The sequence below is a fragment of the Bacillus sp. FDAARGOS_527 genome (assembly GCF_003812125.1).
GTDB lineage: Bacteria > Bacillota > Bacilli > Bacillales > Bacillaceae_G > Bacillus_A > Bacillus_A paranthracis.
In genome coordinates, this window is the sequence record NZ_CP033795.1 from 3870265 (window position 1) to 3892521 (window position 22257).

The 22257-nt window shown below is 33.9% G+C and carries 21 protein-coding genes, 2 pseudogenes and 1 riboswitch; of the genes and pseudogenes, 7 read left to right on the plus strand and 16 right to left on the minus strand.

Annotated elements, in window-relative coordinates; genetic code table 11:
* Positions 1 to 2: 2 nt before the first annotated feature.
* Both feoB and EGX95_RS22800 read right to left on the minus strand, forming a co-directional pair.
* A complete protein-coding gene (feoB, locus tag EGX95_RS22795) occupies positions 3 to 1991 on the minus strand; it encodes a ferrous iron transport protein B (protein ID WP_001044827.1) in 1989 nt (662 codons plus the stop codon).
* Entirely contained in the window at positions 1988 to 2215 is a 228-nt protein-coding gene (locus EGX95_RS22800) for a FeoA family protein (protein WP_000060512.1), read from the minus strand. The genes feoB and EGX95_RS22800 overlap by 4 nt, the downstream gene beginning before the upstream one ends.
* A gap of 194 nt (positions 2216 to 2409) precedes the next feature.
* Positions 2410 to 2511: riboswitch (TPP riboswitch) on the plus strand.
* Positions 2512 to 2598: 87 nt separating this feature from the next.
* Between EGX95_RS22800 and thiT the strand changes: the two genes are divergently transcribed.
* The gene (gene thiT, locus EGX95_RS22805; protein WP_001246599.1) at positions 2599 to 3267 is read left to right on the plus strand and encodes an energy-coupled thiamine transporter ThiT; all 669 of its coding nucleotides are present in this window, start codon (positions 2599 to 2601) and stop codon (positions 3265 to 3267) included.
* 207 nt (positions 3268 to 3474) lie between these two features.
* On the opposite strand, the gene EGX95_RS22810 is transcribed toward thiT, so the two are convergent.
* The 7 genes from EGX95_RS22810 to EGX95_RS22840 form a co-directional block, all read right to left on the minus strand.
* Positions 3475 to 5328, minus strand: coding sequence for a sensor histidine kinase (locus tag EGX95_RS22810; protein WP_001225363.1), 1854 nt, complete (start codon positions 5326 to 5328; stop codon positions 3475 to 3477).
* Complete coding sequence (locus EGX95_RS22815; protein WP_001097108.1) at positions 5325 to 6014, minus strand: response regulator transcription factor; 690 nt, start codon at positions 6012 to 6014, stop codon at positions 5325 to 5327. The genes EGX95_RS22810 and EGX95_RS22815 overlap by 4 nt, the downstream gene beginning before the upstream one ends.
* A 37-nt stretch (positions 6015 to 6051) precedes the next feature.
* Positions 6052 to 6672 (minus strand): class D sortase, encoded by a 621-nt coding sequence (locus tag EGX95_RS22820; RefSeq protein WP_000771568.1) that lies wholly within the window; start codon positions 6670 to 6672, stop codon positions 6052 to 6054.
* Positions 6673 to 6761: 89 nt separating this feature from the next.
* Positions 6762 to 7166 (minus strand): LPXTG cell wall anchor domain-containing protein, encoded by a 405-nt coding sequence (locus EGX95_RS22825; protein ID WP_000728036.1) that lies wholly within the window; start codon positions 7164 to 7166, stop codon positions 6762 to 6764.
* 160 nt (positions 7167 to 7326) lie between these two features.
* Positions 7327 to 10071, minus strand: a complete 2745-nt coding sequence (locus EGX95_RS22830; RefSeq protein WP_012580598.1) for an S-layer homology domain-containing protein — start codon at positions 10069 to 10071, stop codon at positions 7327 to 7329.
* 168 nt (positions 10072 to 10239) lie between these two features.
* Entirely contained in the window at positions 10240 to 10572 is a 333-nt protein-coding gene (locus tag EGX95_RS22835) for a hypothetical protein (RefSeq protein WP_000415604.1), read from the minus strand.
* Positions 10573 to 10757: 185 nt separating this feature from the next.
* Positions 10758 to 10973: a hypothetical protein gene (locus tag EGX95_RS22840; RefSeq protein ID WP_002156638.1), complete on the minus strand. Its 216-nt coding sequence runs from the start codon at positions 10971 to 10973 to the stop codon at positions 10758 to 10760.
* A gap of 160 nt (positions 10974 to 11133) precedes the next feature.
* On the opposite strand from EGX95_RS22840, the gene hpt reads away from it, so the two are divergent.
* Positions 11134 to 11661, plus strand: coding sequence for a hypoxanthine phosphoribosyltransferase (hpt, locus tag EGX95_RS22845; RefSeq protein ID WP_001019304.1), 528 nt, complete (start codon positions 11134 to 11136; stop codon positions 11659 to 11661).
* A 257-nt stretch (positions 11662 to 11918) separates the two neighbouring features.
* A complete protein-coding gene (locus EGX95_RS22850; RefSeq protein ID WP_000167906.1) occupies positions 11919 to 12821 on the plus strand; it encodes a diacylglycerol/lipid kinase family protein in 903 nt (300 codons plus the stop codon).
* A gap of 60 nt (positions 12822 to 12881) precedes the next feature.
* Here EGX95_RS22850 and EGX95_RS22855 read toward each other — a convergent pair whose 3' ends face one another.
* Complete coding sequence (locus EGX95_RS22855) at positions 12882 to 13562, minus strand: DUF7003 family protein (RefSeq protein ID WP_001168098.1); 681 nt, start codon at positions 13560 to 13562, stop codon at positions 12882 to 12884.
* A gap of 181 nt (positions 13563 to 13743) precedes the next feature.
* On the opposite strand from EGX95_RS22855, the pseudogene EGX95_RS22860 reads away from it, so the two are divergent.
* Positions 13744 to 14025, plus strand: a pseudogene (locus EGX95_RS22860) (Rpn family recombination-promoting nuclease/putative transposase); the annotation flags it as partial.
* A 152-nt stretch (positions 14026 to 14177) separates the two neighbouring features.
* A pseudogene (locus EGX95_RS22865) lies at positions 14178 to 14867 on the plus strand (Rpn family recombination-promoting nuclease/putative transposase); the annotation flags it as partial.
* A 53-nt stretch (positions 14868 to 14920) separates the two neighbouring features.
* Here the strand turns inward: EGX95_RS22865 and EGX95_RS22870 are convergent.
* The 6 genes from EGX95_RS22870 to EGX95_RS22895 all read right to left on the minus strand — a co-directional run bounded on the left by EGX95_RS22870 (position 14921) and on the right by EGX95_RS22895 (position 19866).
* Positions 14921 to 16825: an ABC transporter permease gene (locus tag EGX95_RS22870; protein WP_000059449.1), complete on the minus strand. Its 1905-nt coding sequence runs from the start codon at positions 16823 to 16825 to the stop codon at positions 14921 to 14923.
* Positions 16812 to 17582, minus strand: coding sequence for an ABC transporter ATP-binding protein (locus EGX95_RS22875; protein ID WP_000855638.1), 771 nt, complete (start codon positions 17580 to 17582; stop codon positions 16812 to 16814). The genes EGX95_RS22870 and EGX95_RS22875 overlap by 14 nt, the downstream gene beginning before the upstream one ends.
* 215 nt (positions 17583 to 17797) lie before the next feature.
* The gene (locus tag EGX95_RS22880; protein WP_000928043.1) at positions 17798 to 17977 is read right to left on the minus strand and encodes a hypothetical protein; all 180 of its coding nucleotides are present in this window, start codon (positions 17975 to 17977) and stop codon (positions 17798 to 17800) included.
* Positions 17978 to 18052: 75 nt separating this feature from the next.
* Positions 18053 to 18400, minus strand: coding sequence for a YxeA family protein (locus EGX95_RS22885; protein WP_000819355.1), 348 nt, complete (start codon positions 18398 to 18400; stop codon positions 18053 to 18055).
* Between the two features lie 297 nt (positions 18401 to 18697).
* A complete protein-coding gene (locus EGX95_RS22890) occupies positions 18698 to 19288 on the minus strand; it encodes a DedA family protein (protein ID WP_000418912.1) in 591 nt (196 codons plus the stop codon).
* Positions 19288 to 19866 (minus strand): class I SAM-dependent methyltransferase, encoded by a 579-nt coding sequence (locus EGX95_RS22895; protein ID WP_001176059.1) that lies wholly within the window; start codon positions 19864 to 19866, stop codon positions 19288 to 19290. The genes EGX95_RS22890 and EGX95_RS22895 overlap by 1 nt, the downstream gene beginning before the upstream one ends.
* Positions 19867 to 20246: 380 nt before the next feature.
* On the opposite strand from EGX95_RS22895, the gene EGX95_RS22900 reads away from it, so the two are divergent.
* Both EGX95_RS22900 and EGX95_RS22905 read left to right on the plus strand, forming a co-directional pair.
* Positions 20247 to 21476: a helix-turn-helix domain-containing protein gene (locus tag EGX95_RS22900; RefSeq protein WP_001065630.1), complete on the plus strand. Its 1230-nt coding sequence runs from the start codon at positions 20247 to 20249 to the stop codon at positions 21474 to 21476.
* A 413-nt stretch (positions 21477 to 21889) separates the two neighbouring features.
* Positions 21890 to 22189, plus strand: coding sequence for a YolD-like family protein (locus EGX95_RS22905; protein ID WP_000099610.1), 300 nt, complete (start codon positions 21890 to 21892; stop codon positions 22187 to 22189).
* Positions 22190 to 22257 lie beyond the last annotated feature (68 nt).

Consider the following 22257-nt stretch of genomic DNA (forward strand, 5'->3'; position numbering starts at 1 on the left):
TTCTAGAATCCGAGTAGGGATCCAACTTGGTATATAATGAGCGTTAATACATAAGCAACTACGAGTGGATACACGACTGAGAAAATCGTCCATTTCGCTGATCCTGTTTCACGTTTAATAACAGCTACCGTCGCTAAACACGGAACATATAATAAAATAAAGAACATAAATGCATAAGCTGATAATGCTTTATAATGTGCTCCCATTACATTTCCAAGCACATCTTCTTTCACCGCATAAATAATGGCCATTGTAGAAACGACAACTTCCTTCGCTAAAAATCCTGTTAAAAGGGAAGCTGCAGCTTGCCACGTTCCAAAGCCAAGCGGTGCAAATAGTGGTGCGATAAATCCACCAATCATTGCTAAGTAACTGTCTCCCATATCAACACCAAATCCTGATGGCCCTGCATAATTTAATAGCCAAATGACAACAGAACCACCGAAGATAAATGTACCTGCTTTACGAACAAATCCTTTCCCTTTCTCCCACGTACTTAGCCATAATGTTTTCGCTTGCGGCACGCGGTAAGGCGGTAGTTCAATAACGAAAATAGATTTTTCCGCTTTTAAAATGGTAAGAGACATAATCTTTGTAACTAATAACGCAAGGACAATCCCTGCAACATATAGGGAGAACACAACAGTTGCCTGACTATGAGGGAAGAATACTCCCGCAAATAACGCATATACAGGTAAACGTGCCGAACAAGACATAAATGGTGTTACAAGAACTGTAAGTAAACGTTCTTTTTCTTGTTCAATCGTTCTCGCTGCCATAATACCTGGAACATTACATCCAAAACCGATAATCATCGGAATGAACGCTTTTCCGTTTAAACCGAAGAACTCCATAATTCTATCCATAACAACTGCAATTCGCGCCATATATCCTGAGTCTTCTAATAATGAAATGAAAAAGAATAGTGCAAAGATTTGTGGAACGAATACTAATACGGCACCAACACCAGCAATAATACCTTCTGTAACGAGTGCTTGAATAAAATCAGAAGCCCCAACACTTGTAAGCCCAGCTGTCACCCAATCCGTAAGCTGTCCAGCAAAAAACTCATCTAACATATCAGATAACGGTGTCCCAATCCACGTAAACGTAACCTGAAAAATAAAAAACATAACTGCTAAAAAGATTGGAAGTCCTAAAATTTTATGTGTAATTAATCTATCAATTTTTTCCGAAAAAGGAATTTTTCCTTCTTTCTCATGCTTCATAACATTTGTTTTTAACTTTTCAATATACGCTTCACGAGTCTTGTAAATGTGCTCTTCCAACGTACAATCAAGTTTTTCTTCTAAGCGAGATCGAATGGCTATGAGTTCCTTATAGATTGGTAATGCTTTCATTTCTTTTTCTACTACTTCGTTATTACTTAAAAATTGAAGAGCTAACCATCTCGGATGCTCATAATTCGCTGTCTCTAAAAGAGAAATTACTTCTCCAATTCCTTCATCCATTCGTACACCATATGAAATAAGGAATGGCTTTTTCTCGTTTTTGTCATTTTCTTTAAGAGTCGCAAGTAATTCTTCACAGCCTTTTCCACTTCTTGCAACGACAGGAACGACTGTTACACCTAATAGTTCTGATAATCGTTTTACATCAATGACAATTCCTCTTTGCTTCGCCACATCAATCATATTTAAACCAATTGAGACCGGCTTACCAAATTCAAGTAATTGCAACGTTAAATGCATATTTCGTTCGAACTGCGAAGAATCCACAATATTTAACATATGCTGAAATTCTTCTGTTAATAGAAAGTTTGTTACAACACCTTCATCACGTGAAACTGGATTTAAATCATAGACGCCTGGTAAATCAATTAATGTTCCTTGCTTATCTTTTAATTTACCAACCTTCTTTTCTACTGTTACACCACTCCAGTTTCCTACATACTCATAAGAACCAGTAAGTGCATTAAATAATGATGTTTTCCCCGTATTCGGATTCCCTAGCAAAGCTACCTTATTCACGCTAATTCCACCTTTATCATTTTCGCGTCACAATGACGAATACTAATTAACTGTCCACGACACTCCAATGTACAAGGACCTTTAAACATCGCCTTCTGTTTCAGGCGAAGTTCGCTTCCTTCAGCAAGACCGAAAGCAGCTAGTCTACGCTTTAATAGCTGATCTAAAGACTGAATACTTTTTACTAACACTTTCTCTCCAATTTTAATATCTACTAAGCTCATAACCTTCCCCCTCAGAAGAGAATGATAATTATTTTCAAAAAAATTATAGCATACTCTATTTCTCTTGTACTATACCCTTTTGCTTCATATTTATTAACATTTCACTACAATTCTATTTCAATTATTGTCATACTGTATTCGTTTGCCATTCTCATCCATTTCGCTTACAATAAACAGTAGCAAATAAAGAATCTCGTTATCACAGGGGGAGCCATGCCGCTGAGAGGGAACACTTCGTTCCGACCCTTCGAACCTGTTAGTTAATGCTAACGCAGGGATTGTGCAAACGTCCGAAATACATACCTCTTTTTTTATTTACGTATTTCGTATCCTCCTATGATATCTATTCTTTTTTGTACAACTTGGATTTAGGGGGAGACAACATGCGTAACACCAATTTACAAGCGATGATCGAATCTGCTATTCTTGCAGCCTTCGCCATGGTCATCGACATTTTACCATTATCAATCAAACTTCCAACAGGCGGTTCCATTTCATTTGCTATGATTCCTATTTTTATTATTGCATACCGCTGGGGCTTTAAATCGGCTTTCTTAGGTGGTTTAGTTTGGGGACTATTACAAATTGTTGTGGGAGATGCTTACATTTTAACACCTGTTCAAGCATTCATTGAGTACTTCATTGCCTTTGCTTTTATCGGATTTGCTGGCTTATTCTATCGTCCAATTCAAAAAGCACTTTTAACGTCCAATGAAAATAACTTAGAACAATCAAGTTTAGGTAGCCGTAAAGACAAACCTTCATCAAAACAAAACGAAGGAAAGAAAGTCCTTGCTTATATTATCCTTGCTACATTTATTGGTAGCTTTGCCCGCTACTTCTGTCACTTTATTGCCGGTATCATTTTCTGGGGACAATATGCGCCGAAAGGTCAATCAGCTGTGCTTTATTCATTAATCGTAAATGGTAGTACAATGATTGGGTCTTATATTTTATGTACCGTTTTACTTATATTTTTATTCCTCACTTCACCACGCTTATTCAAGAGCATCAATGCTTATCAAATAAATGCAAACAAAAAGGGCGCTTAATAAGCGCTCTTTTTTCATATCGTAATATCAATTAAAAATACAATAAATGCACAAAAGAAAATAAATACCATTATACTTAGCCAATTGCTATGCACGGTTCATCTACTCCTTACATAACCTCATTTTCTAAACAAATTATACTGATTAAAGATAAAGATTAGGTAAAGATAATATGAAAATAAATTAAAAAAGCATAGATCATATTGTCTACGCTTTTTTCAATAAGTAGAAATAAAATAATACACCATCTTCTGTATTCTTTACTCCATATTCAACTTCATGCAGTTCTAAAATATTCTTTGAAATGGCAAGCCCGAGCCCTGTTCCACCTTGCGAACGCTGACGAGCTGCATCCACGCGATAAAAACGATCCCAAATTTTATCTAATTGTTCTTCTTCAATATGAGTACCTTTATTTTCAATACACACTTTTATACGATTTTTTTCATCTATTGTAGAAATAATAATATCTTCTTTATTTGGTGTATAACGTATGGCATTCGTAATGAAATTCACGATCACTTGTTCAATCCGGCCTTGATTTGCGACTACTTCAAATGGACCTATATTTTTATGAACACGAAGCTCTTTTTTCTCTATTTCTACAGAAAGTTGTTCACATATATCTTCCATTACTGTATCGATATAAAATGAATCCATTTTCATTTTATATGTGCCTGACTCAAATTTAGCTAACTCCAGCATATCCAAAATTAATGTATCCATTTTGTCTACTTCTCGTTCCATCGCTTGAAAATAATACTCCTTTTTATGCTCAGCTACTCCATCTTTTAAAATAGAAATACAGCTTTTCATAATACTCAGCGGTGTTTTTAGTTCATGCGAAACACCAGAAATGAATTCTTTCCGCGTATTTTCTAATTTTCTTTCCTTTTCAATATCTTGTTCTAGCTGTCCAATATGTGAATGGAGCTTATTGGATAATACATTAATATTTTTCGATAAATCCCCAATTTCATCTTTTGAAGTAATCGGTATTTGTTCTGTGAAATCTAAATGCGCTATTTTCTTCGTTGTATCATTTATTTTTAATAACGGCTTTGCGATTTGTTTAGAGTAATAGAACGAAGCTAGAAAAATGAGAACGACTACAAATGCAATGATGTAAATGTAGTAATCTTGCACCATTTGTACAGCTTCATCTACAGGCTGTAAAGAAGCCATCGCATATATATATGTTACGGATCCGTCTTTTTCTTTTATTGGTTTCACTAATAATTTATATTTAATATCATTTTTTTCATAGTCCATTGTTTGTATTGCATATTGTATGTGCTTGCTCTCTTTTAATAATAAATCCTTTTGAAATTCTTTTATGTTATCTAAGAATATACTATTTTTATAAATTGGATTTACAAGACCTTTTACATCGGGAAATTGGACTTTCGTAACACGCCCTCTTATGTAAACATCTGGTTCTTGGGCAGCTGGCTCCTGAACGACCGGCTGCTTTTCCTTACCAACTTGTTCTTCAGCTACTTTCTTTTTCTCCTGATCTAATTTACTCATTTTTTCCTTAAACGCTTTTTCTAACGGTTTATTAGATCCGCTTAAATTTTGCTTACCTAACGTGAAAGAGAATGGAATATAACTATCATCTTTTTTCACGCCAGAAAAATAAATTTCTTGTCCTAAAAATGGATCTGATGATTTATTATCAATCTCTTCTATATTGACGAGATTGTATAAGGGAATTTTAAATATTTGTTGTCCAAAGCTTTTTTGTTGCCTACGATCTATCGTTACCTCAAAATAAAAATCATCCGCATGTTTTAAATTTCCATTTTGATCTAATGTCGTAATCCACGTATTATTTTCTCTTAAAAAGTCTTGCTCTAGCTTCTGAATTCCTTCTGCACTTCCTACATAGTTCAAATAATTCTTTTCGAAGGAATTTAAATTCACTTTAATATCTTCCACTTTTCGATTCGCATAATATTGTTTAAAAAATATCGTTTGTCCAATAAATATCGTCGCTAAAATTAACATACATAATGCTGTTGTAAGGGTAAATAATTTTAGTACAATCCCTTTTCTCATACATTCCCCTCAAATTTATAACCTGTTCGTACTACAGTTGTAATGTACTTTGCTTTCTCTCCTAATTTATTTCTTAAATTACGAATATGACTATTAACCGTTCGATCGTCACCAGCAAATTCATATCCCCAAATTCTCGAAATGAGTTGCTCTCTTGTTAAAACAATCCCCTGATTTTTCATCAAGTACGCTAATATTTCAAATTCTGTATGAGTTAAATTAATGTCTGTTTTATCTACCGTAACAGTACGCGATGGAAAATGGACATGAATACCATGAATTGATAATGTATCATCTTCATTCTCTAAAAGTTGTTTTGTTATTTTTCTACTTTCTAACAATCGTTTCGCTCTTGCTAATAAAATTGGTGGACTATACGGCTTCGTCACATAGTCATCCGCCCCAAGTTCAAAGCCAAGTAACGTATCATCTTCATCAACACGTGCCGTTAGCATAATGATAGGAACCTCAGATGTTTTACGGATTCTTCGGCAAACGGACCACCCATCAAGTTCTGGCAACATAATATCTAAAATAACTAAATCAACCACTTCTTCTTCAAATACAACTAAAGCTTCTTTCCCATCCCTTGCTTCAAACACTACATATTGCTCACTTAAAAAATAATCTTTTAATATTTCACGCAAAATATCTTCATCTTCTACAATTAAAATGTTTTTTGCCATAACTTATATCCCCCTCTCGCTTTCAGAAACTACAATTTCATTTTGAATAACTAGCAGTTAACTTCGCCTCGATAATATATCTATCTGGCGCATCCCCTATATAATTAAATGGATAGCAAGTCGTGAGTGTTAGTATCGGTTCTTCTTTTTTTATAATAACAGTACGATCATCCGCATGGGTAATCCATGTTTTTTGAATTTCATATGTGTAAGTTTTATTATCATACTCTAAAATAAGAGTGTCTCTTTCTTTTAACTCTCCTAAATCTGTAAAGACAGTATCTCGATGTCCACTTAGTACAGTATGTCCCCCTCCAGATGGTGTTGTCGTTACATCACTAACGAACATTCCAACCCCTTTTTTCAGCGTTGCATCATCTGCTCCCCAATATATAGAAAACTTCTTTTTTATTTTCGGTATATGTAACATCGCTACCTTTTCTCCTTCTTTATGCTCTGTTTGAGAAGAAGGCACTTGAGAAGTTACGGGTGTTTCATGTGAAAGTTGATTATGTTGTATATTGTTAAGACTCTTTATTTCTTCTTCTGTCAGTTGCTGAGCAGAGCTTTTTCCTTTATACCATTCCATAGCGTAATATGATCCCATAAATAGTCCTATAGCCATCAATATGATACCGATATAATTGAGTAACTTCATTCTTCATCCCTCCATGCCAAAAATGGTAGGAATAACCTACCATTTTTAATATATGAAATTATCCCATTCTTTATAGAGCAATATTGTAATTACGCCTTAACTTTATTGCGACGATTCAAACGGAATAATGTCCCTATCCCTATAAGGCATGCACTTAATGCCATCATTGCTCCATTGTTCGATGCTGTATTTGGTAATTTTTCACCTTGTACAACTGGCTTTGCTACTTCTTTTTTTACTGCGGCATTTTTTTGCTGTTCCTTAATTGCGGCTTCTTTTTTTGTCATATCATTTTTTTCTTGTACTTGCGCTGCTTGCTTTTTCTCCGCATCACTTTTTTGCTGTATCTTAATCGCTTCTTCTTTTTTAGCTTTATCTTGCTGCAGTTGCGCCTCTTCTTCCTTCGTTACTGTTCCAGTATCCGCGCTTGCTACTGAAGAATGTCCTACTGTTAAAAGTGCCATTGTACAGATTGATAATAGTTTCTTTTTCATTTCATTTCTCTCCTTTTATACGTTTTACATCACTTCGCATCGGATGTATCACTAGAATAAACAAGAGATATAAATATAAGATGCAGATGAAATATATTTCATTTAAAGATTTCATTGTAAAAAAGGTTATCCGAAATCATCTTCGGATAACCTTTTAAAATTAATCTACACTTAAGGCCTTCTTGCCCATTTGATTATAAATACTTGCAAACCGGCTCTTACTCACTTTTACATTTTTCGTTCCATAGAACGGATCATTATAGTATACGTAATTATCATCCACTCCTGTTAAAACAACCGCATGCGTATTCATTCTTGCAGAAATTGTCTTTCCACCTGGTGTTTTCCACGTTGTAATTGGTCTTGGATTATTTAAAGCGACAGTCACCCACGTTACTACTGGTTTTCCATTTCTCACATAGTCTTCTAAAACAGAAAGATCATTTCCAGTTAAATTCGTTCCTCTTGCATATTTATCTAACAAACGTTTTAGTGGTTCGGGATTAATAGAATATCCTGGCGTATTTCCTGTCACATCACCTACAAACCCTACATCTGGATCTCCCCAAATTTGTGATGATGTTTTATAGTTCTTTAATTTCGTTTGATCAAAAGGCATTTCAAAAGCAAATACTACTTTATTTAACGAGCGACCAATTTGATGTTCTACAAGCATTTGTAAAGAAACGACTTCACAGCCATTATGCAATTCTGGGAATTGATACAGTGACGGTACGTTCAATATAACTTGACTACGATTAATATTTCCTTCATTAACCCACTTTAACCCATTACTAGTTTGAATTTGAATCCAACCACCGTCTCTTTCACCATAAACCTCGACTGTCTGTGGTGCATACCTTCCTGATACACGAGATACAAAACTTGGACTATCATAAGCAAAGAACACTTTAGATAAATACTTCGCTTCTTTTTTCGTATCCAACCATTGATAGCCTGCATATGTACGTATACGAAGCCAAGTTCCTCTTTCCTCTACAACCGTTACTGCTTGAGGCCCATAATAATCTAGTATATTCGCAGACCTGAAAGGAGCATCATAAGTAGTAAAGTCTCTATCAATCTGAACTTTTTTGTCTATTAAGCAGACCCACTTATAGCCTAAGGCCGTATAAACTTTAATCCAATTTCCTTCTCTTTCTTCAATAACCGTTACACTTTGCGGAGCATACTCACCTGAAATCCCTGAAGATAAGGATGCCTCATTATATGTCAAAAAGTTTTTATTCATATTCACTTTCTTTTCAACTAAACAAACCCACTTAAAACCAGTATCCGTATGAATTCTAATCCAGCCACCATCTCGCTCTTCATACACTGTTACTTCCCTAGGGCCATATTCCTTTGAAATTCCAGATGATAAAGATGGTCCATTATACGTAAAGAATTTTTTCGAAATGCTTATCTTCTTCATCTTCAATTCATTGTCTTTAGACTTATCTGTAACTGCGACGAGCTGTGCTGCCTCTGCACGTGTAATGGATCTATCTGGTTGCCAACGTCCTCCATCAACACCACTTGATATACCCATGCTTACTAAAATATTAATGAATTTCTCACCCCAATGATCTTTTACATCAGGAAATAATGTTGATAATTCTTCATGAACCTTTTTCTCTAGTTGATAGGCTTGTACTAACATCGTTGCCATAGCAGCTCTTGTCATTTGACCATTCGGATTAAATTTCCCATTTCCTTCCCCTTTAATGACTCCTGCCTTTTCCACAGCAGCAATATAAGGAGTTGCCCAATGATCTTGAGAGTCTGTAAAAGTTGGTTTCTCCCCCTCTTTAACTTCTAATCCTAAAATTTTCGCCATAATTGTTGCTGCTTCAGCTCTGCTTAATACTTTACTTGGTGAAAATGTTCCATCTGGCATCCCAGAAATAACTTTTTTATTAACTAAATAATATACAGACTCTTCCGCCCACCTTGGAACGTCAGGAAATGATTGTGGTGCTGCTTGCATCGTAATGGTAGCTTGTTTTAACTCTGTCTCTCTCTTTTCTTGTTCTTCTTTTTGCTTCCATTCAAGTTCTTGTTTTGCTTGTTCCTCTTTTTGTTTTAATTCAAGTTCTTGTTTTGCCTGTTCTTCTTTTTGTTTTAATTCAAGTTCTTGTTTTGCTTGTTCCTCTTTTTGTTTTAATTCAAGTTCTTGTTTTGCTTGTTCCTCTTTTTGTTTTAATTCAAGTTCTTGTTTTGCCTGTTCTTCTTTTTGTTTTAATTCAAGTTCTTGTTTTGCCTGCTCTTCTTTCTTTGTTAACTCAAGCTCTTGTTTCGTTTTCTGCTCCAATTCTAGCTGTTGCTTCTTCAATTGTTCCTGCTGTTTTCGTAATTCCTCTTGTTGCTTCTTTAGCTCTTCTTTCTTTTTTTGTTCTTCTAATTCTTCAAGTTTTTTTTCTTCTTGGCTATTATTTTCTTTTATTTCTAATGCATTCTTCTCTTCAATTTCTTCTTGTTTCTTTAATTCAGTAGTTTTTTTCTCTTCACTATTATCCCGTACTTGTAATTGGTTCTGCTCTTCAATTTCTGCTTGCATCTTTTTCAATTCATCTAATTCCTGCTGCACTTCTTCCAATTGTACTTTCTGCTCACCATCTTGTTTCAGTAACTCATCTTTTTTCCGTTTTAATTCATCTACCTTAACAAATAATTCTTTCTGCTGTTTTAAAATTTCTTCTCTTTTTTCTAATTCTATTTGTCGTTCTTTTACAGCTTCTAATTGTTGTTGCAGTTCGCTTTTCTCATTGCTCTGTATATAGGAGAAAGCTTCTATACTATTTCTCGTTTTATTTTCAATTTCCGCTAGCGAACTAGAAGGAAAGGTTAATAGATTTGTCGCTAACAAACTCGCTACTGCAATTACACTATATTTTTTCATCATACACACACCTTTTCAAATTTTATTACGATCATACTTTCATAATAAATGTAAAATGTAAGATTCCTCCATAATCATAGCAAATTTTTCCTCAAACAAAATACTTTTTTGCAAAAAAGAAAAAGAGCACTGTATGATACAATGCTCTTTTCGGGTGTGTGTCTCAATTATTTACATGTTACTTTCGCGTGATTTAGAAGTAGAATGGGCCGGAGCGATAACTAATTGTCTCGGCTCAGTTTTCTTTAAGTGATTTTTGACGTTACACTTACGACGTTGAACAACCCACGCTTTAATAGGGTTTGTCAAAATAATTTTTTGCGCTTCGTTAGGGGCCTCTTCTTCAAACCTACAACTCTCGCTCCACTTACTCCATTTCATTGTAAATTTAGAAGAAGAATGATCGTCTTCTCGATCAAACAAGTGCAAAAAATCCATTTCGCCAGCTAGCATTACGGTGTTGCTAGTTGCTAAAAAAGAAAAAGTCGTCCAACGTTTCTCCATGCCCTCCTACTCCTTTTTCACATATAGAGTGCCTAAAACTGAATTTACCTAAAATATGCTTGCCTTTTACCTTACACCCATAGTTTATCCAAAACACTACTATGCAACTATCGATTTCCCTTACAACTACCTTACATTTTTGTAAGAAACAAAAAAAACCTTCACTATGCCTATGTGAAGGTCTCTTATTTCTTATCTATATGATCTTTCATATCATCAAGTCCAGCTTCTTGTAGCTGCGACATCATACCATGAGAAATTGCGCCTAATACTAAAGTCATTCCAATTAGTGAAATCCGAATCGCTGGTACATCAATTATATAAGCCAACAATCCAAGAACAATTGTTAAAAGTAATGCTTTTATAAATGTTACAGTTGTGTACTGTTTCTTCTTCATTATCATCACCCTTTATGGAAGCGTTTTCTTAATACAATTAGTATATCATATCATCAGATGATTTTGTTCGTATTTTGTAAAAAATTACTATCTCCTTTGACTTTTTCCTTTCTATCCTTTACAGTCGAAATGTTCACAAGTTTTACACTGTAGGAGGACTCCAATGAATATTGAAATAAAAGACACTTTAATTTCTGAAGAACAATTACAAGAAAAAGTAAAAGAACTAGCACTTCAAATCGAACGTGATTTTGAAGGAGAAGAAATCGTAGTAATCGCTGTATTAAAAGGATCTTTCGTATTCGCTGCTGATTTAATTCGTCACATTAAAAACGATGTAACAATCGACTTTATTTCTGCATCTAGCTACGGAAATCAAACAGAAACAACTGGAAAAGTAAAACTATTAAAAGATATCGATGTAAACATTACTGGCAAAAACGTAATTGTCGTAGAAGACATTATCGATTCTGGTTTAACACTTCACTTCTTAAAAGATCACTTCTTTATGCATAAACCAAAAGCATTAAAATTCTGTACGCTACTTGATAAACCTGAGCGTCGTAAAGTGGACTTAAAAGCTGAATATGTTGGCTTCCAAATTCCAGACGAATTTATCGTTGGCTACGGCATCGACTGCGCAGAAAAATATCGTAACTTACCATTTATTGCCTCGGTTGTAACGGAATAATCGTATAACTTAAAAAATCGATAGTACATGAAATTTATATCGGCGATTTTCAAAATATATCGACCGTATCTTAAATTATATCGGCGATTTTTCAAATATATCGACTGTAACTCAAATTATATCGGCGATTTTTTCAATATATCGACTTACCGACAATAACCGACAATCTTAGCACCCTATTAATAGGAAGAAGCTGTTCTGAAATACATCGGAACAGCTCCTTCTTTCCATTACAAAAAAACAGGGAGAGATGAAAAATGACAAAGACAAAATTTGAAAAAGTACTCCTCATCGTAAATCCAAAAGCTGGACAAGGCGACTTACATACAAATTTAACGAAAATCGTACCACCTCTTGCCGCAGCTTTTCCTGACTTACATATCCTTCATACGAAAAAGCAAGGTGATGCAACGAAATATTGCCAAGAGTTTGCTAGTAAAGTAGATTTAATTATCGTCTTTGGTGGTGACGGCACTGTATTTGAATGCACAAACGGCTTAGCACCTCTTGAAACTAGACCTACACTTGCAATCATTCCAGGCGGAACTTGCAATGACTTCTCTCGCACACTAGGCGTTCCGCAAAACATTGCAGAAGCAGCAAAACTTATCACAAAAGAACACGTAAAACCAGTTGACGTTGCAAAAGCAAATGGACAACATTTCTTAAACTTCTGGGGCATTGGACTCGTATCTGAAGTATCAAACAATATTGATGCAGAGGAGAAAGCAAAGCTTGGTAAAATTGGTTACTACTTAAGCACAATTCGAACTGTCAAAAATGCTGAAACATTCCCAGTTAAAATCACTTATGACGGACAAGTATATGAAGACGAAGCTGTTCTTGTCATGGTTGGAAACGGTGAATATCTTGGCGGTATCCCATCCTTTATTCCGAACGTAAAATGTGACGACGGAACACTTGATATTTTCGTAGTCAAATCAACAGGCATTCAAGCGTTTAAAGATTATATCGGAAAGAAACTATTTGAAGACTCAAATGAAAATGACATCTTCCACGTAAAAGCGAAATCCATTCATATCGAAACAGAAGAAGAAAAAGAAGTAGATACAGATGGAGAAAGCTCACTGCATACACCTTGTCATATTGAAGTATTACAAGGGCACTTTACGATGATTTATAATCCTGCGGTTGTGTAATACAAAAAGACGAGCTAAAGTTTTAACATTTTAGCGCGTCTTTTTTATTACAAAGATATTTCAATATGAATTTTCGTAATCAAACTCCACCCAATTTTTCCAGTGCGTATTAGCATCCTTCTTCACAATAATACTTGGATCTTTCTTCTCTATTGCAGCGGCTACTGATTGGAAGAATTCATTTTCACTTACTTTCTCTTCCTCAACATGTTGCCATTCTTCCGTTTCATACGCTACTTCCCAGTTGCCTTCTAAATCAAACTCTTCTAAAATCTCTTCTTTACTCCACCACAATAAATTTCGTGCTTCATTATTAGTAGCAAGCATACGCATGAAGTATGTTGGATAAGAATCTGTCGTTTTTACTTCTATTCCATTATTCACATAATCCTCTTCTGTAAATTCATACTCAAAATGATGATCACGAATTTTCACACTGTCATTATAAATATTTGGCATAAATTCACCTTCATCATCAAACAACTCATACTCTCCATCATTTAATTGTAAAATACCATCATCACCAATTGAATGATTTATTCTATCACCGTATACTTGAATATCATTACATACACCTAATGATCCTACACCGACAACCTGAAATACCATTAACCAATCTTTATTATCTTTAAAGAAAAGAGAGAATTTCACTTGTGAAATATCCATATATTCATTATCAAAGGCAGGAAATTCATAGTTACTTTGCTTTTTATCTAATAGTTTCAAAATATCTTTTTGCATCTGTAGCATCTTCACCTCTATATAAATTTTTCAAATTTACTAGAGTATAACATAGCTATACTTACCTCTGACATTATAATAATCCTACTTAAAAATAGCAGAATGGTCTATTTGCATCCTCTAGTTATTTTTAGATACAATTAAGAAAAGAAGCACCTTCATATAAGGGAGAGGGCATACTTTGTTCAACCAACAATTAGTGAATTTACGCATTGATTTTGCATTTAAACAATTGTTTGGTACGAATGGTAGTGAAGATATTCTCATTGCCTTTTTAAACGCGATGTTACAAGAGTCTTTAGAGTCACCTATTGCTTCTCTACAATTAGAAGATCCACATTTACACCGAGAACACGCAAATGATAAATTATCAATTCTAGACATTTCAGCAACATTAGACACAGGGACAAAAGTAAATGTAGAAATACAGCTTAATAATAATCACGATATGATGAAACGCAGTTTATCCCACATTAACGGGCAGTAAGACCCCCACCTCAAAATTCAGCGGAAGCAAAGAAGTTAGGTGGGGAATCAACTGCCCGTAAAAGTCCGATTGGTTCAACTAATAATCAGTGGGGGATGAACAAAACCCCCACTGATTAAAGTTTCACTTTATATTATTGGGGAAAATTATACACATCTCAGTTACAAAAAGGTATGCCCTACAGTGCACTTCGTAAAACCATCACCATTAATTTATTGAACTTCATAATGTTTTTAGATCACAAAGAATTTCATACAAAGGGCACATTGTGGAATACACAACAACAGAAACTCTTGAGTGATGACATAGAAACTCACATTGTAGAAATTCCAAAGTTAACAGAACAGTGGCATGAAGAAAAAGTAAATCCGTGGAAAGACCCATTTGCTCGTTGGCTTTTATTGCTTTCAGCAAATGAGGATGAGCACTTAACTAAACTATTGGAGGATATTGCTATGAACCAAGACCCTATTTTACAAAAAGCAATAAACAAATGGGAACGTATGAGTCAAGATTCCTCTTTCCGACAAGCCTATGACGCAAGGGAGAAAGTTTTAATGGATGAAGCAGCAAAATTCGCCCACGCAGAGACAGAAGGTATAAAAAGAGGCATGGAAAAAGGTATGGAAAAAGGTATGGAAAAAGGTATGGAAAAAGGCTTAGAACAAGGTATAGAAAAAGGTCGAAAAGAAGGAGTTCAACAGGGAAAAATCCAAATGATTAAAAGTATGTATGATCTTGGTATACCACTTGAGACGATTGCTAAGGCAAGTAAATTAAGTGTACATGATGTTGAACGAATTTTAGAAAATAAATAATGATAAAAAGCGAAAGAGAACATAATTTTCACTATGCTCTCTTTCTCTCTTTTCTATTTACTAACGATCCCAAAATAAGCACGAACCGTCAACAAATAATAACCAATATAAATAACACTATACACGCCGATGCTAATTAACAACGGAACTGCAATTTCATACGGAAGTACTGTCGCTAATCCTGTTAATGCAAATAAAGTGTGTAATATGCCAACTACTAAAGGAATGAAGAAAATAAATCTCATTTGTTTTGCGATTGCCCTTTTCATTTCTTTTTTCGTGACACCTAGTTTTCGAAGAACAATGTAACGCTCACGATCTGCATGTGCTTCTGTTAATTGCTTGAAGTAAATGATAGACCCTGTTGCGAGTAAAAATACAAGTCCTAAGAACATACCACTAAACATCATTAAACCTGATACCTCAATACCATCACGGAAAATAGTATAGAAATCACTGAATTGTTCTTTACCTTCTGCATCTTCTTCCGGTATTACTTTCTTTAAATTCTCCGTTAATACTTTACTATTTCTTTCATCTTTCACATCAATATTTTTTACAGTATGAGAGCCAATTGTCTTCTTTGCTTGCTCATATACTTCGTCGGGAACAACAACTAGAAGTTCATATAAGTTTGTAATGTTTTTTGCTTGTACATCTTTCACTTGTACTGGTGCTACTTCTTCAATTGGGAATGTAGCTTTTCGATTTTTATATACCCCACTATCTCTCTTACCTTCACTGTACATACCATCAAATGCATACAATTCGTTCTTCTTTAAATCTAAAGTTTCTTCATTTAAATATTTTGCAATTTTATTAAATGATGATTGTGCGATAAGTTCTGTTGTTCTTGATTGTAATGAAGTTCCATCACCGTATTTTCCTACTACTTTTACTGTCTCTAATTCATATTGATGAATGACTTCATTCTTTCCTTCTTTTAAAATCCCACTCACCTTACGATCCAATTCTATATCTTTCTTTTCATATGAATAACTAACTGGGTGATATTTCTTCGCCTGCATATATGTGTTGTAATACATCGTAACAGACATTCCAACCGCTGTTAACGTTACTGCGCTTAATACAGCAATTGTCGCTAACGATTTTGCATTTCCTTTAATGCGGTATAGTAATTGAGATGTCGTCACCATTTTCATTCCATTATAAAATGAAGATTTTATATCTCGCGCTCTTTTTAATGCAAAAACAGTAAAGAACCTAAATAATAAATACGTTCCAAGTACTGTTGCTAATACAATATAAAGCGCAAGTGGCATAAAGTTATCGTTGCTTGCATTTTTAATAGCCGTTACTGACAAGAAATAACCTGATCCAATTAATAATAAAGACATGATAGCCATTATTTTAGAATCTTTTGGCATAACTTCGCCTTCGTTATCTGCACGAAATAGCTCGATTAACTTAAATTGATAAATAACGCGGTATCCTTTAAATGACGTATATAAAATAATGAAACAAAAAATAACTGCCGTATCTATAATCGCTCCAATTGGTACTTCAAAATGAACATTTACATGTAGCTCTAACATATTTACAAGTAGCTTTAGGAATCCTTTTGAAAGTAAGCTACCAATTACAGTTCCGATTACTAACGATAATAAACCCATTAACATATTTTCATAAAAAAGCATTTTACCTATTTCTTTCTTTCGAATACCGAGTAAAGAATAAAGACCTATTTCCTTCTTACGCTTTCGTGTAAAGAAACCATTCGAATATATAATAAATACCGCAACGAAAATAATGAGCATAACACTCGCGAGCTGGAATCCTCGTCCGATGTTATCTCCAGCTTCACTTATTTGTGAATTGTATTGCAACGCCTTAAACGTAAAATAAATGACGATGCTAAAAATCATAGAGGCAAAGTATATAAAATAATCTTTAAAATTTCGTTTTATATTACGAAGTGCAATACTAGATAAGCTCATTTGTCGCACCTCCAGATATGGAAGACATCATATCAATAATTTGCTGGAAGAACTGTTTTCGTGTCATCCCTTTACGATGTAACTCTTTATATAACTTTCCATCTTTAATAAATACAACACGTTTACAATAACTTGCCGCAAACGCATCATGCGTTACCATTAAAATCGTTACAAGATCTTTTTCATTTAATGTCTTCATACTTTCTAATAAATCCGTCGCTGACTTTGAATCAAGCGCACCAGTTGGCTCATCTCCAAAAATCATACTTGGACTTGTTACAATTGCCCTTGATGCTGCGCAGCGTTGTTTTTGTCCACCGGATACTTCATACGGATACTGATTTAAAATATGATCTATTCCAAACTTCTTCGCGATCTTCTCAACGCGAGATTCTACTTCTTTCGCCTTCACCTTTGACAAAGCAAGTGGCAATGCAATATTTTCTCGTACCGTTAACGTATCTAATAAGTTATAGTCTTGAAAAATGAACCCTAAATGATTACGGCGAAAGAGTGCCAATTCATCATCATTCATCTTCACAATATCTTTTCCATCAATTAAAATCTCACCCTTTGAAGCCGTATCAATAGTAGAAAGAACATTCAAAATTGTCGTCTTACCAGAACCAGATGGTCCCATAATACCGACAAACTCTCCTTCTTTCACCTGCAGATGAATATCTTTCAACGCTTCAAACGTATTCCCGCCTGTATTATATATTTTCGAAATCCCTTTCGCTTCTAACATCGTTTTCATCTATCTGTACCTCCTGTTATAATTCTTGCTGTTCGTTTTAAGCAACAGAATTCAGTATAGATGCATTTTCTTAACAAATAGTAATGGGGTTTCTTAATATTTTCTTAAAAGAAATGTAATAACCATAAAAAATTCTGCAGTTGTTACACTGCAGAATTTCAAATGTTTAATAAATGGATTAAGCTAAACATGTTCGTTGTGGCCTTTTACCTTCTTTAAAAGATTACATTACATTTCGAACAAAAAGGAGCAGAATTCCCTTTTCTAATTTTCGCATCACATTTTGGACAATATACGTATCGTTCTTCTATCTTTTGTCGTTCTATCATATGTAAAGATACTATCCTCATACTACACATAATCCCAATTAATATAAGACTAACAACGAGTAGCATTCCTCTCACTCCTCCCCTTTAAATTTTACCATAAAATAATAAACCCGATTCTCTCATCGAGAATCGGGTTTATATTTACAATCCTAACTTTGCCTTTGCACCGTCAGGAATTATTTCTTCTTCTATTTGTACCTTATCGTGCACAGACTTTCCTCTCGTAATTACATGCCAGTATGAACCTTTTTGCAATGTATCCACTCCATCAATTGTTATCTCTTTTTCGTTTCCATCCTTATCATATGTGTTCACTGTGTATACACGGCCTTTATTTCCACCTAAATCTTTTCCATCGTTATCAATTACGGCATAACGATATTCTAATTTAAGAAACGGGTTCATGGAATCTACTGTAGCACTCCCACTTAATAAATATGCCGCTCCTGCGACGATAACAAGTAATGATCCAAAAATAAATCTTTTCATTTATATTCCGCCTTTTATTATGTTTTCTTGAGAACATTTCTAAGTATAGAGCGCATTTCTTAATAAAAACTCGTACTGTTTCTTAACTTTTTCTTAATGTAGAAGAAATGTGGCGTTACATCTAGGTACATGAAATTATATCGACGATTTTTCAAATATATCGAACACAACTCAAAATATATCGACGATTTTTCGAATATATCGACGTTTCGACAAGGAATATCGACTTACCGACAAAAACTGACAGTAGAAACAACAAAAGAGGCTGTCCAAAAATATATTTTGGAACAGCCTCCGCTACTTACTCACTACTGCACTTCTTTTTACATAAAACAAACTACCAATTAAAACGACAATTACGCCAAAATATACGCCATACTCTATCGCAACTGCTACAATTCTTTCAATATGTTGTCCGAATAAAGAACCGAGCACAAAATAAATGAGCGTCCAAACAAATCCTGTCGTATAGGAATACAAAGCATATATCCGAAATGACATGTTATTCATTCCAACTACATACGGTACAATATGTCTTACAACTGGTATGAAGTAACTTGTAACTAACGCATAATGACCATATTTCTCTACCATTTGTTGAGATTTCAAAAGATATTTTGCCTTTTTCTTTTTCATTAGTTTATGAAGTACTTTTGTACCAAATATTTTCCCTAGTATATAACCTAAAGAAAGTCCGGATACAACTCCTAAATACGTTAATAAAAATGCAGGAATGATACTTAATATCCCTAGTGAAGAGACAAATCCGCCACTCATTACAATCATTTCGTCTGGAATTGGCATACCGATAATACCTAACCATAAACAGAAAAATAATGCCCAATAACCGTATTGTTCAATATAAGATAATAATTCATGTAATTCCATTATGCATACGCTCTCCTTAGTTCTTTTTTACAACTAAAGACGTAGGCTGGCGGGAAATTGAGCCACACTTTCTCTAGCGTAATTTCAGGAAAGAAATGCTGTATAAATCCTTTTTTCACAAGTGAATATTGAAATGTAATAAATTCACCATTCTCATGTATCGCTTCCATTACATTGTTTAAAATACGCTTTGAAACTTCTTCTGGTAAAGAGGTAAAAGGTAATCCCGATAAAACGTAATCCACGTATTCTATATGGAACTCTTCCATATACTTCTTTATATTTTCAGCTGAACCATGTACAACAATGACGTTCTGCTCATTTTTAAACTTTCTCTTTAACTCTTTGCAAAACACTTCATTAATTTCAATAAGAAGAAATATTGTTTCCTTCTTCTTTCTTTTCATAATTTCCTTCGTAAAAACCCCTGTACCAGGCCCTAATTCTACGATACATTTCGCCTTATTAAAATCAATTACATCGACCATTTTCTTTGCTAATATTTTTGAACTTGGCGCAATTGCACCAGTATGTTTCGGATGTTTAATAAATTCGTGTAAGAATGTTATGAGTTGCATATAAACCTCTCCTCATTCGTTCGATAGTTTTTAACTTGTTTTTAAGTATAACTATCGTTTCTTAACAAAAATTGAGGAGATTTCTTAAGATTTTATGAAGAATGAAACATTTCGTATTCCATATATAAATACCTCTTTTATATTTATTAATTTAGTATAATAGATATAAAAGGACTTTTATGGAAGGTACCATCACTACGTCTATTTTCATACAACATCTGAGGAATATTATTTGTAAATCACCTTTCATTATTATCCAATATATGTAATCCTTTTCGTATAACAATAAAATTCAAATAATAAAAACTTTATACTTTATAGAAACAAATGTAAATCTAATTAATATGTAATATCTCAAAACGATTGAAAAGGAGAAAATAATGAATAATTCCATCGATATACAGCACTTATGCGATCTTGTACATAGCACTTTTCATGTACCCGTTCAATTTTTATCTACTAATAAAAAAATTGTATATGAATCTACTTCTCATACGATTGTTAGTCCGTTTTATTCTTCTAAAGAGGAACATCTGAATGAAATTTATCAAGAAAATGCTCCTTGTAATTTTCCAATTTTCAAAGGGAATAAATATCTTGAGAATTTCATTAGCATTCATATAACAAAACATGAACATATAAAAGGAACAATTATAATCGGCCCTACTACTTATCCAAAAGTATCAGATGAAATGGCGATTAAACTTATGAAATATTTTAACTGTACGAATAACATGCAACAAGGAGTAGACTACTATCAATTTCTACCTGAGATTAAAAAAAGCACACTAATTGATATAAGTATTTGGTTACATTACGTCATTTTTAATGAAAAATTAGATCGCGATATTATTTGGAAAAAAAATAAATTGCTCGAAGACGTTTCTTATAAAATCGTAAATCCTGATCTATACATTTCAAAACGTCTTCGGCATGATCCGCAACATTATGACATATCATTGGAACGTAAATTTTTTTCTGCAATTAAAGAAGGCAATAAAGAAAAAGTCATACAATATGCATATTCCTTCCCGCAAGAAGATTCAGCAATTTCATCTAAAGGAGATCAACTGAGAAACCAAAAAAATAATGGCATTATCGCCATTACGCTAGCTATTCGATATGCGATAGATGGTAATCTTCCATCACATATTGCTTTTTCACTCGGTACTTTATATATTCAAACCATTGAAAAACTAGACAACATGTATTCCGTAAATAGATTAATTGAAGATGCATTATGTACTTTTGCAGAACGTGTGAAGGAATATAATAATCAAGCATATTCTAATTCCATTACTACATGCTTAAATCATATTCACAAACATATTTACGATGAAATAACTCTCAATGATCTTGCTAACCTTTTACATATTTCCCCTACTTATTTATCAAAGCTATTTAAAAAAGAAGTGGGAATCCCTTTAAGTGAATACATTCAGAGAGAACGAGTAGAAGAAGCAAAAAAGTTATTAACATTAACGACCTATCCTTTATCAGATATTTGTGCCTGGCTTAATTTTAATGATCAAAGTTATTTCACAAGAGTCTTCAAAAAAATTACGAGTATGACTCCTAGACAATATCGTGCAAATCATACTGTAATATAAAATAAAACTTTAATCAGTCGGAGTTTTGCTCATCCCTCACTGACTATTAATCCTCCCTCTACCTAACTGCTTTGCTTTCGCTGAATTTTGAGGTTAGGATCTTAAGCGGTATAAAAATGCTTTCCTAATAGAAGGTGAGATAGTTAGCATACTAGCTCACCTTCATTCATTTATTCTTCTTCATCCAAATTCACCTTAATAAAGTTTTAATCCCATTCAAAAAAGTACAAGAATGACAAATAATTACTATAAATAAGTGAATGAATTTGATAATTTTTTAGTGCTAAGCAAATTCGACTCCCAATCAGACATAATAAAACTAACACAAGGTACTTCTGAATAATCAGTAGTAGCTACTTCCATAGTGATTACCCTTCCTATATAGAAAATATATTGTTAGGAGAATAGAAAGCATGAGTAGTACAAATATATCAAAACCGGTTCAATTGACTATTATGTCTAAACAATCTGCTGACATGAAAGGATCGCGAAAAGCATCACCATACGATGATAGAGAAAGAATTGAAGATACTTTATTACGCTCATTCATTTCAGAAAAAGAAATATTGATCACTTGTTATAAAGATGGTTATTTCCCTACAAGCTATATGACTGTAATTGAATTAAATCCTTTAAAACGTTCTTTAATTTGCATAGATGCCTTTGACCGAAAACATACTTTTAGTTTCATCGACATAATCGATGCACGTTAATTATCTCTTCATTATAATTAGATCGTAAAAAAGCCATTCACCTCATAAAAAATGAGGTGAATGGCTTT

Excerpts from the sequence above, each read along its gene's own strand:
- thiT (WP_001246599.1), top strand. The coding sequence starts at position 2,599 with ATGCGTAACACCAATTTACAAGCGATGATCGAATCTGCTATTCTTGCA.
- EGX95_RS22885 (WP_000819355.1), bottom strand. The coding sequence starts at position 18,400 with ATGAAAAGATTTATTTTTGGATCATTACTTGTTATCGTCGCAGGAGCG.
- EGX95_RS22835 (WP_000415604.1), bottom strand. The coding sequence starts at position 10,572 with ATGGAGAAACGTTGGACGACTTTTTCTTTTTTAGCAACTAGCAACACC.
- hpt (WP_001019304.1), top strand. The coding sequence starts at position 11,134 with ATGAATATTGAAATAAAAGACACTTTAATTTCTGAAGAACAATTACAA.
- EGX95_RS22855 (WP_001168098.1), bottom strand. The coding sequence starts at position 13,562 with ATGCAAAAAGATATTTTGAAACTATTAGATAAAAAGCAAAGTAACTAT.
- EGX95_RS22880 (WP_000928043.1), bottom strand. The coding sequence starts at position 17,977 with ATGCTACTCGTTGTTAGTCTTATATTAATTGGGATTATGTGTAGTATG.
- EGX95_RS22900 (WP_001065630.1), top strand. The coding sequence starts at position 20,247 with ATGAATAATTCCATCGATATACAGCACTTATGCGATCTTGTACATAGC.
- EGX95_RS22870 (WP_000059449.1), bottom strand. The coding sequence starts at position 16,825 with ATGAGCTTATCTAGTATTGCACTTCGTAATATAAAACGAAATTTTAAA.
- EGX95_RS22810 (WP_001225363.1), bottom strand. The coding sequence starts at position 5,328 with ATGAGAAAAGGGATTGTACTAAAATTATTTACCCTTACAACAGCATTA.
- EGX95_RS22830 (WP_012580598.1), bottom strand. The coding sequence starts at position 10,071 with ATGATGAAAAAATATAGTGTAATTGCAGTAGCGAGTTTGTTAGCGACA.
- EGX95_RS22815 (WP_001097108.1), bottom strand. The coding sequence starts at position 6,014 with ATGGCAAAAAACATTTTAATTGTAGAAGATGAAGATATTTTGCGTGAA.
- EGX95_RS22825 (WP_000728036.1), bottom strand. The coding sequence starts at position 7,166 with ATGAAAAAGAAACTATTATCAATCTGTACAATGGCACTTTTAACAGTA.
- EGX95_RS22895 (WP_001176059.1), bottom strand. The coding sequence starts at position 19,866 with ATGCAACTCATAACATTCTTACACGAATTTATTAAACATCCGAAACAT.
- EGX95_RS22875 (WP_000855638.1), bottom strand. The coding sequence starts at position 17,582 with ATGAAAACGATGTTAGAAGCGAAAGGGATTTCGAAAATATATAATACA.
- EGX95_RS22890 (WP_000418912.1), bottom strand. The coding sequence starts at position 19,288 with ATGGAATTACATGAATTATTATCTTATATTGAACAATACGGTTATTGG.
- EGX95_RS22905 (WP_000099610.1), top strand. The coding sequence starts at position 21,890 with ATGAGTAGTACAAATATATCAAAACCGGTTCAATTGACTATTATGTCT.
- EGX95_RS22820 (WP_000771568.1), bottom strand. The coding sequence starts at position 6,672 with ATGAAGTTACTCAATTATATCGGTATCATATTGATGGCTATAGGACTA.
- EGX95_RS22850 (WP_000167906.1), top strand. The coding sequence starts at position 11,919 with ATGACAAAGACAAAATTTGAAAAAGTACTCCTCATCGTAAATCCAAAA.
- EGX95_RS22800 (WP_000060512.1), bottom strand. The coding sequence starts at position 2,215 with ATGAGCTTAGTAGATATTAAAATTGGAGAGAAAGTGTTAGTAAAAAGT.